At 67.2% G+C, this 6,536-nt stretch carries 8 protein-coding genes and 2 tRNA genes; 2 read left to right on the top strand and 8 right to left on the bottom strand.

Translation table 11 applies throughout. The annotated features are described in order from the left end of the window. Window positions 1-247 precede the first annotated feature (247 nt). Window positions 248-496, top strand: coding sequence for a cell division protein CrgA (locus tag CVO76_RS00150; protein ID WP_133080021.1), 249 nt, complete (start codon window positions 248-250; stop codon window positions 494-496). Between the two features lie 834 nt (window positions 497-1,330). Here CVO76_RS00150 and CVO76_RS00145 read toward each other — a convergent pair. Together CVO76_RS00145 and CVO76_RS00140 are read right to left on the bottom strand one after the other, a co-directional pair. Next, complete coding sequence (locus tag CVO76_RS00145) at window positions 1,331-2,203, bottom strand: rhomboid family intramembrane serine protease (protein WP_208740267.1); 873 nt, start codon at window positions 2,201-2,203, stop codon at window positions 1,331-1,333. Window positions 2,204-2,207: 4 nt separating this feature from the next. Then, window positions 2,208-2,750, bottom strand: coding sequence for a peptidylprolyl isomerase (locus CVO76_RS00140; protein ID WP_133080019.1), 543 nt, complete (start codon window positions 2,748-2,750; stop codon window positions 2,208-2,210). Window positions 2,751-2,913: 163 nt separating this feature from the next. Here CVO76_RS00140 and CVO76_RS00135 point away from each other — a divergent pair, with 163 nt between their 5' ends. Further along, entirely contained in the window at window positions 2,914-3,756 is an 843-nt protein-coding gene (locus tag CVO76_RS00135) for a hypothetical protein (protein WP_208740266.1), read from the top strand. A gap of 97 nt (window positions 3,757-3,853) precedes the next feature. Here the strand turns inward: CVO76_RS00135 and CVO76_RS00130 are convergent, their stop codons facing one another. From CVO76_RS00130 to CVO76_RS00110, 6 genes are all read right to left on the bottom strand, one after another. Beyond that, the gene (locus CVO76_RS00130) at window positions 3,854-4,768 is read right to left on the bottom strand and encodes a DMT family transporter (protein WP_208740265.1); all 915 of its coding nucleotides are present in this window, start codon (window positions 4,766-4,768) and stop codon (window positions 3,854-3,856) included. An 86-nt stretch (window positions 4,769-4,854) separates the two neighbouring features. After that, window positions 4,855-4,927: transfer RNA gene (locus CVO76_RS00125), tRNA-Ala, on the bottom strand. Between the two features lie 45 nt (window positions 4,928-4,972). Continuing rightward, window positions 4,973-5,089 carry a DLW-39 family protein gene (locus CVO76_RS17175; RefSeq protein ID WP_244186096.1) on the bottom strand — a complete coding sequence of 39 codons (117 nt, stop codon included), beginning with the start codon at window positions 5,087-5,089 and terminating at the stop codon, window positions 4,973-4,975. 38 nt (window positions 5,090-5,127) lie between these two features. Then, window positions 5,128-5,201: transfer RNA gene (locus CVO76_RS00120), tRNA-Ile, on the bottom strand. Between the two features lie 86 nt (window positions 5,202-5,287). Then, on the bottom strand, window positions 5,288-5,824 hold the full coding sequence (locus CVO76_RS00115; protein ID WP_133080016.1) for a DUF3566 domain-containing protein: 537 nt from the start codon (window positions 5,822-5,824) through the stop codon (window positions 5,288-5,290). After that, window positions 5,821-6,536 (bottom strand): DNA gyrase C-terminal beta-propeller domain-containing protein (locus tag CVO76_RS00110; RefSeq protein WP_279628584.1); only part of this gene is annotated, 716 nt, incomplete at its 5' end. The genes CVO76_RS00110 and CVO76_RS00115, both read right to left, overlap by 4 nt.

The raw sequence follows: 6,536 nt of genomic DNA, 5'->3' as shown, positions 1-6,536 counted from the left end.
CAAGGCCGAGTCGGCCGCCGATGGCAGCCCGCCGTAATGCCGTCCGGACGGCGCGGCCCGCGGGTGAGACCCTCCCTGCCGCTTCGATGCACCGGTAGCCGGTGGTTCTTGGCTAGAATCGTTCGGAGAACCGGGCCGTCGGACGTCGTCGTTCCCTCAGGGTTGCCTGCGGACCGCGACGCGCCGGAGCGGCCGGCGAGACCATCGGCGTACCTGATCCGCAGGTGCGCCCTGTCGAGGAGGATCCGTGCCCGAGTCCAAGCCCCGCAAGAGAGCCAGCTCCGCTGCGGCCACCGTGAATTCCTCGCAGCCCAAGCCGAACCCGGTCTGGTACAAGCCTGTGATGTTCGGGCTCATGATCATCGGCCTGCTGTGGATCATCACGTTCTACATCTCGATGTCCACCCTCCCGGTCGCGGCCTGGGGGTCATGGAACATCCTGGTGGGCTTCGGGATCGCCATCGTCGGCTTCCTGATGACCACGCGCTGGCGCTGACCGCTGGAGTTGTAGGACCCGTTCCACATCCAGCGCGGGTCGAGTTCACGTCCGGTCCGTAGCCCGCCGCGGTGAGCGGTGCACGGATGTCACGGTCGACGTCGGGCAGGTACCCGATGAGGACGTCCGCTGGTCCGCCCATGGTCGGATCCCCGGCCACAGCCGGAAGGACGATGCCATCGGCGCGCCCCGGACCCTCCCCGGGATGGTCCCGCACCAGGTGGCGCAGCGTCGAACCCTCCGGCGGCCTGTCCAGGATGCTGCCCTGCTCGCCGTCGACATCACCGACCTACCACGTCTCCCGCGACCCCCGCGTCTACCGCGTCTTCCGCGACAGGCAGGCCCGACCGGCCCCCACGGGTCCGGAGGGCATGGCCGTCGAGGACCAGCGGTTTCGTCAGTGTTGCGGGGCGGAGCGGGTGGAGCGGCCCGGAGGGCCTCTCGGCCGGCGGGACCTCTACCGAAGGGCGCGGATGCACTGCGCGCTCCAAGTACCCTGTGCCGGCGGGCAGCGCTCGATGAGGCCTCACCGGGTCCCGCCTCGGGGTCCGGTGCGGGAGCAGGGACCGCTGGTGCAGGTGCCGCAAGGGGTTCGGGACCGGGAGGGGGAAGCGCGGCCGGGCCTTGTCCCCACTGTGCACACGGTGTGCAGAAAGTTATCCACAGGTGTGCACATTATTGTTGATGATTCACGGAACGGCCCGGAATCTCGGGCCCCGCTTATCCACAGGTGTGGAATTACATGTGTGTAAGTTATCCCCCGTGTGGATAAGGGGTGTGGAAAACGTGATGAAGGGCCGGTGCAGGAGCGCCGGCCCTTCATCGGTGTGATTCCTAGATCGGGAGGAGTGTCACGCCCAGGAACGTCAGTCCACCGAGGATCACGACGATGCCGCCGATCCCCAGCCACTGCAGACGCGACTGGCGGGCTCCCTTCGGCGCGTAGGCGATCACGGCTGCGCAGGCAGCACCGGCGAGGAGTCCTCCGAGGTGCGCCTGCCACGCGATGCCCGGCACCACGAACCCGATCACGGCATTGATGGCGATCAGGACGACGATCTGGCGTACGTCCCCACCGCGCTTGCGCTGGATGATGAACAGGGCCCCGAAAAGGCCGAACACGGCGCCCGAGGCGCCCACCACGTACTGCAGGGGCCCGCTCAGCAGGAGGACGCCCAGGGAACCGCCGACCGCCGAGACGAGGTACAGCGCCAGGAACCGCGCCCGGCCCATCGACGGCTCGAGGACCTTTCCCAGGATGTACAGCGCATACATGTTGAAGGCGATGTGCAGGAAGGAACCCTGCGAGTGGAGGAAGGCCGCGGTGAGCATGCGCCAGGGCTCGGCCGGTATGACACCGCCGGCGCCGGCGGTGAAGACCGGTGCGTAGGAGAACGCCCGGGTCAGTCCCGGCACCACGAGCTGGAGCAGGAACACTCCCACGCAGATGGCGATCAGCGTGGGAGTGACGACGGGGGTGCCCCCGCGCGCGACGCCGCCGAAGGCGTTCCTGCGGACCGGCGCGCCCGCCGCCTGCTCACGCACGCAGTCGACGCACTGGAAGCCGACCGCGGCGGGCCGCTGGCATTCGGCGCAGGCCGGGCGGCCGCACCGCTGGCACCTCACATAGCTGACGCGATCGAGGTGCCGCGGGCAGACGGGTGCCTCCTGGCTGCCGGCGTCGGGCGCGGGGACACCGTAGGACATTCGGTTAGAGCTGTTCCACGGTGATGCTCTCGATGACGACGTCGTCGAGGGGCTTGTCCCTCATGTCCGTTGCGATCGAGTTCAGCTTGTCGACCACCTTGCGTGATTCCTCGTCGGTGACGTCTCCGAAGATGGTGTGCTTGCCCTGGAGCCACGTCGTCGGGACGGACGTGATGAAGAACTGCGATCCGTTGGTCCCTCGTCCTCCCTGCAGCCCGGCATTGGCCATGGCGAGCTTGTACGGCTCGGTGAACGTCAGGTCGGGGTTGATCTCGTCGTCGAACTTGTAGCCGGGGCCCCCGATGCCCTGCCCCAGGGGATCGCCGCCCTGGATCATGAAGTCCCTGATGATGCGGTGGAAGATGGTGCCGTTGTAGAGGGGAGCGTTGCTCTCCTCCCCGGTCTGGGGGTGCGTCCAGGCGATCTCGCCCGTCGCGAGCCCCACGAAGTTCTTCACGGTCTTCGGCGCATGGTTGCCGAACAGGTTCACCTCGATATCGCCCTGGTTGGTGTGGATGGTCGCTTTTGCGGTTGGGATAGCAGTCATTCGGCCATTCTTTCACGCGGCCCCTGACAATAAGCTGGAGTAGTGCCATTCCGCCCACAGTGGAACAACCGGTTCGCACGGTCTTCCGCAGGGCCACGGATAGCACCCCCTGCCCATGCAACGTAGGCTGATCACAACGAGCAACCACCCCCTGGAGGTTTTTGTGAAGAACAACGTACGCGCCCCCCACGATCTCGAGGAGAGCGTCGCCATCGGAGCAGCTTTCGCTGCCGGAGTCGCAGCAGCGCGGGCTTGGGCATCACCGCACGTCGATGCCGCCTACGGCTGGGCCAAGCCCCGGCTGGAGAAGGGCATCGAGACCGCGGGCCCCGCACTGCAGGACACCGTCCGGAAGGCCACGGAAGGGGTATCCGGCGGTATCGCCGTCGTCACCCCCCTCATCCAGGACCGGATCGACAAGGTCACTCCCGCGCTGACCTCCGCCAAGGGCAAGGTCGTGGACGAGTACCTGCCGGCACTGTCCACCCGGCTCGGGGAATCGGCCGACACGGCGTCCCGCTCCCTCGCGGAGGCCACCGTGCCGCCGGTCGTCGAGAAGGCGGTCATCAAGATGACCGGCGACAAGAAGGCCGTGAAGAACGCCCAGAAGCGCCTGGTCGCCGCGACCATGCAGGCCTCCAAGGATCTCAAGAAGAGCAAGGCACGCAAGTCGGGCAAGGGATGGCTCGTCGTCGGGATCATCGCGTCCGCGATCATTGCCGGCCTCGCCGCATGGCGGGCCTCGAAGCCGGTCGAGGATCCCTGGAAGAGCCCCGCTCCGATCAAGTCCGCCCCTGCCTCCACCTCCGGCGGCACGTCGCAGGAAGCGAAGGACGTCGTCGCCTCCGTCAAGGAAGCGGCCGAACGAGCGACGAAGGAGTCGGCCGAGCCCGCCGGCGATGTGAAGACCACCGCCGCGGATGCGGCCGCCAAGGTCGCGGAGTCGACGAAGGACGCGACGGAAGCGGCGAAGCAAGCCGCCAAGCCGCAGGAGCCCAAAGCCTGACGACGCCACTCCTGGAGGAGACCCCCGGCACCATGGTGCCGGGGGTTTTCTATTCCTGGAAAAGCATGCTTTTCTCGGAATGTTTACGCCCGCTGCTTCAGTCCCCACCGAGCGCGGGCGGGGGGCCGGCCGTCGCCTGCTCCAGCATCCGCCGGCGGTCCCGGCGCTGCTGGCCCCGGATGACGACAGCCAGGCCGACGAGGATCAGGATCAGGCCCCCGTAGGTCCCGGCAGGAAGCTTCTCCCCGAGGAACACGGCCGCGAGGAGTGCAGCGCCGGGGATCTCCAGCAGGATGATCATCGACACGACGAGCGGACTCATCACCGCGAGCAGGTGGTTGAACACCGAGTGGCCCATGATCTGCGCCAGCAGGGTGACCGCGAGGATCCCCGCCCACGCCGCGGGGGAGAAGCCGATGACCGGCTGCCCCGTGATCGCGCACAGGACCAGCAGGATCCCGGCGCAGGCTCCGTAGCAGAGGGTCGTGTAGGTGCCGGTGGACATCGTCCGGCGTGCCGCCGCTCCCGCCATCTGGTAGACACCCGCCAGGGCCCCACCGGCCAGTGCGAGCAGATCTCCGAGGAGCGCTTCGCCCGAGAGCGAGAGGTCGAACCCGGTGATGATGACCACGCCCACGAATGCGACGGCGAGCCCCGCCACCACGGCACCGTGCGGCCGTGATCCCAGTAGCGCATTGAACAGTGCGATCCATGCCACCTGGAGACAGACCAGTGCGGTGGCCGCTGCCACGGACGTGAGCTTCAGCGCGGTGATGAAGCATGCGAAGTGCAGCGCCAGCGCCACGGCCGCCACGGCGAGCCGCCGGTAGTCCGCGCAGCGCAGGGCGGCGAACTCGGCCCGCTTGGAGACGGCGGCAGGCCCCCCCATGAGCACCGCACCCAGGAGGTTCCGCCAGAACGCGATGGCGAGGACGGGCGCCGCCGTCGCTGCCATGATCGGGCCGGATGCGGACACACCGATCACGCCCAGGATCGAGAGGAAGATAATCACCCGGCAACCCTATTGCACTCCATCGGTGCTCCCGGAACGACGCTTAACGCGAGAAGTCCCGGTCGATGACCGGGACTTCCCTTCGGTGGAGGCACGGGGACTCGAACCCCGAACCCCCTGCTTGCAAAGCAGGTGCGCTACCAATTGCGCCATGCCCCCGAAACAGAACTCGTCCAGTATAGGTGCACCGGATGACGCTCTGCGCTACGCGAGATCGTCCGTGGCGTTGCTCCAGACGTTCTTGCTCTTCTCGGAATCCTGCCACCGCTTGTACATCAGGACACTGGCTGCAGCCGCTGCCGCGACGAGCAACTTCTTCACATCAGTCTCCTTGCAACTACCTGCCGGTGGCAGATCCGTGGGCGTACCAGGACTTGAACCTGGGACCTCTTCGTTATCAGCGAAGCGCTCTAACCGCCTGAGCTATACGCCCCGATACCTCTTCGGGCCGAGATACGACTTTACAGTAGTGTCTCGGCATTTCTCAAATCGCCCGCTGGCGCCGAAGGGGCAGGTGTCCTAGTCGTCCGTCAGCGTGACGCCGATGCCGCCGACCAGGGTGGACGAGATGTTGTAGAGGACGGCCGAGAGCATGGCCAGGGCTGTCAGGAGCACCACGTTCACCACGGCGATGATCGTGGCGAACGAGAGCACCTGCGGCAATGACGCGAACTGGCGGAGGTCGAATCCACCGTTCTCGGAGCCGGCGATCTCCCGCAGGAGCTCGTTGACCCCGTCGAAGATGCCGGTCAGGTCGAGGACGGTCCAGATGACGAAGGACGCGACGACCGTGACGATCCCCAGCGCGACGGACAACAGGAACGACATCTTCAGGACCGACCACGGATCGACCTTGCTGACGAGCAGGCGGGCCTTACGGGCCTTCGCCTTCGGTGCCGGCTTGACGAGATTGGGTCGCTGCCCCGGACGGCCGGCCTGCGCACCCGCGGATGCCGGACGCTGGGCAGGGCGGGCAGGCGCGTTCACGCGCGGAGGAGCCCCGGGCGTCCGCACTTGTCCGCTGGACGACCGCGGGTTGGTGTTGGCCGAGCTCACTCGCTACCTCCGTGTTCCGGCGACTCAGCGTCAGGCTCAGCCGTTTCCTCTGTCGACAACCGTACTTCATCGGCTGTGAACTCCGCAGGATCCTCCTGCGGAGAGACCGTATCGATCACGTCGACATCCGGGCTGCCCTCGGAGGGATCCTCGATGAGGCCCTCCTCCACGGCGACGCTACGCTCGCTGTTCCGGGCCACGGCGATGATCCGGTCGGTCTTGTCGGGCTTCGCGAAGATGACGCCCATCGTGTCGCGGCCCTTGGCAGGGACACCGGCGACGGCGGACCGGACGACCTTGCCGCCGCCCATGACGACCAGCACCTCGTCCTCCTCCTGCACCACGAGGGCGCCCACCAGGTCCCCGCGCTCCTCGGCCAGCTTCGCGACCTTGATGCCCAGGCCGCCACGGCCCTGGACACGGTAGTCGTCGACCCTGGTCCTCTTCGCGAAACCGCCCTCGGTGACGATGAAGACGTAGGAGTCGTCGGTGACCACCTTGGCGGCCAGCAGCTCGTCGTCGTCGCGGAACTTCATGCCGGTCACACCCGATGTCGCGCGTCCCATGGGTCGCAGGGCGTCGTCGTCGGCCGTGAAGCGCAGCGACTGTCCCTTCCGCGAGACGAGCATGATGTCGTCCTCGCCGGAGACGAGCTGCGCGGAGACGAGCTCGTCGTTGTCGCGCAGGTTGATCGCGATGACACCCGCCGTCC

It is taken from the genome of Arthrobacter agilis (genome assembly GCF_002953615.1).
In the GTDB taxonomy this organism is placed as follows: Bacteria; Actinomycetota; Actinomycetes; order Actinomycetales; family Micrococcaceae; genus Arthrobacter_D; species Arthrobacter_D agilis_B.
The sequence above is the reverse complement of the archived record's forward strand: the minus strand, read 5'-3'. Positions and strand labels throughout refer to the sequence as shown.

Excerpts from the sequence above, each read along its gene's own strand:
- CVO76_RS00145 (WP_208740267.1), bottom strand. The coding sequence starts at position 2,203 with ATGTCCTACGGTGTCCCCGCGCCCGACGCCGGCAGCCAGGAGGCACCC.
- CVO76_RS00140 (WP_133080019.1), bottom strand. The coding sequence starts at position 2,750 with ATGACTGCTATCCCAACCGCAAAAGCGACCATCCACACCAACCAGGGC.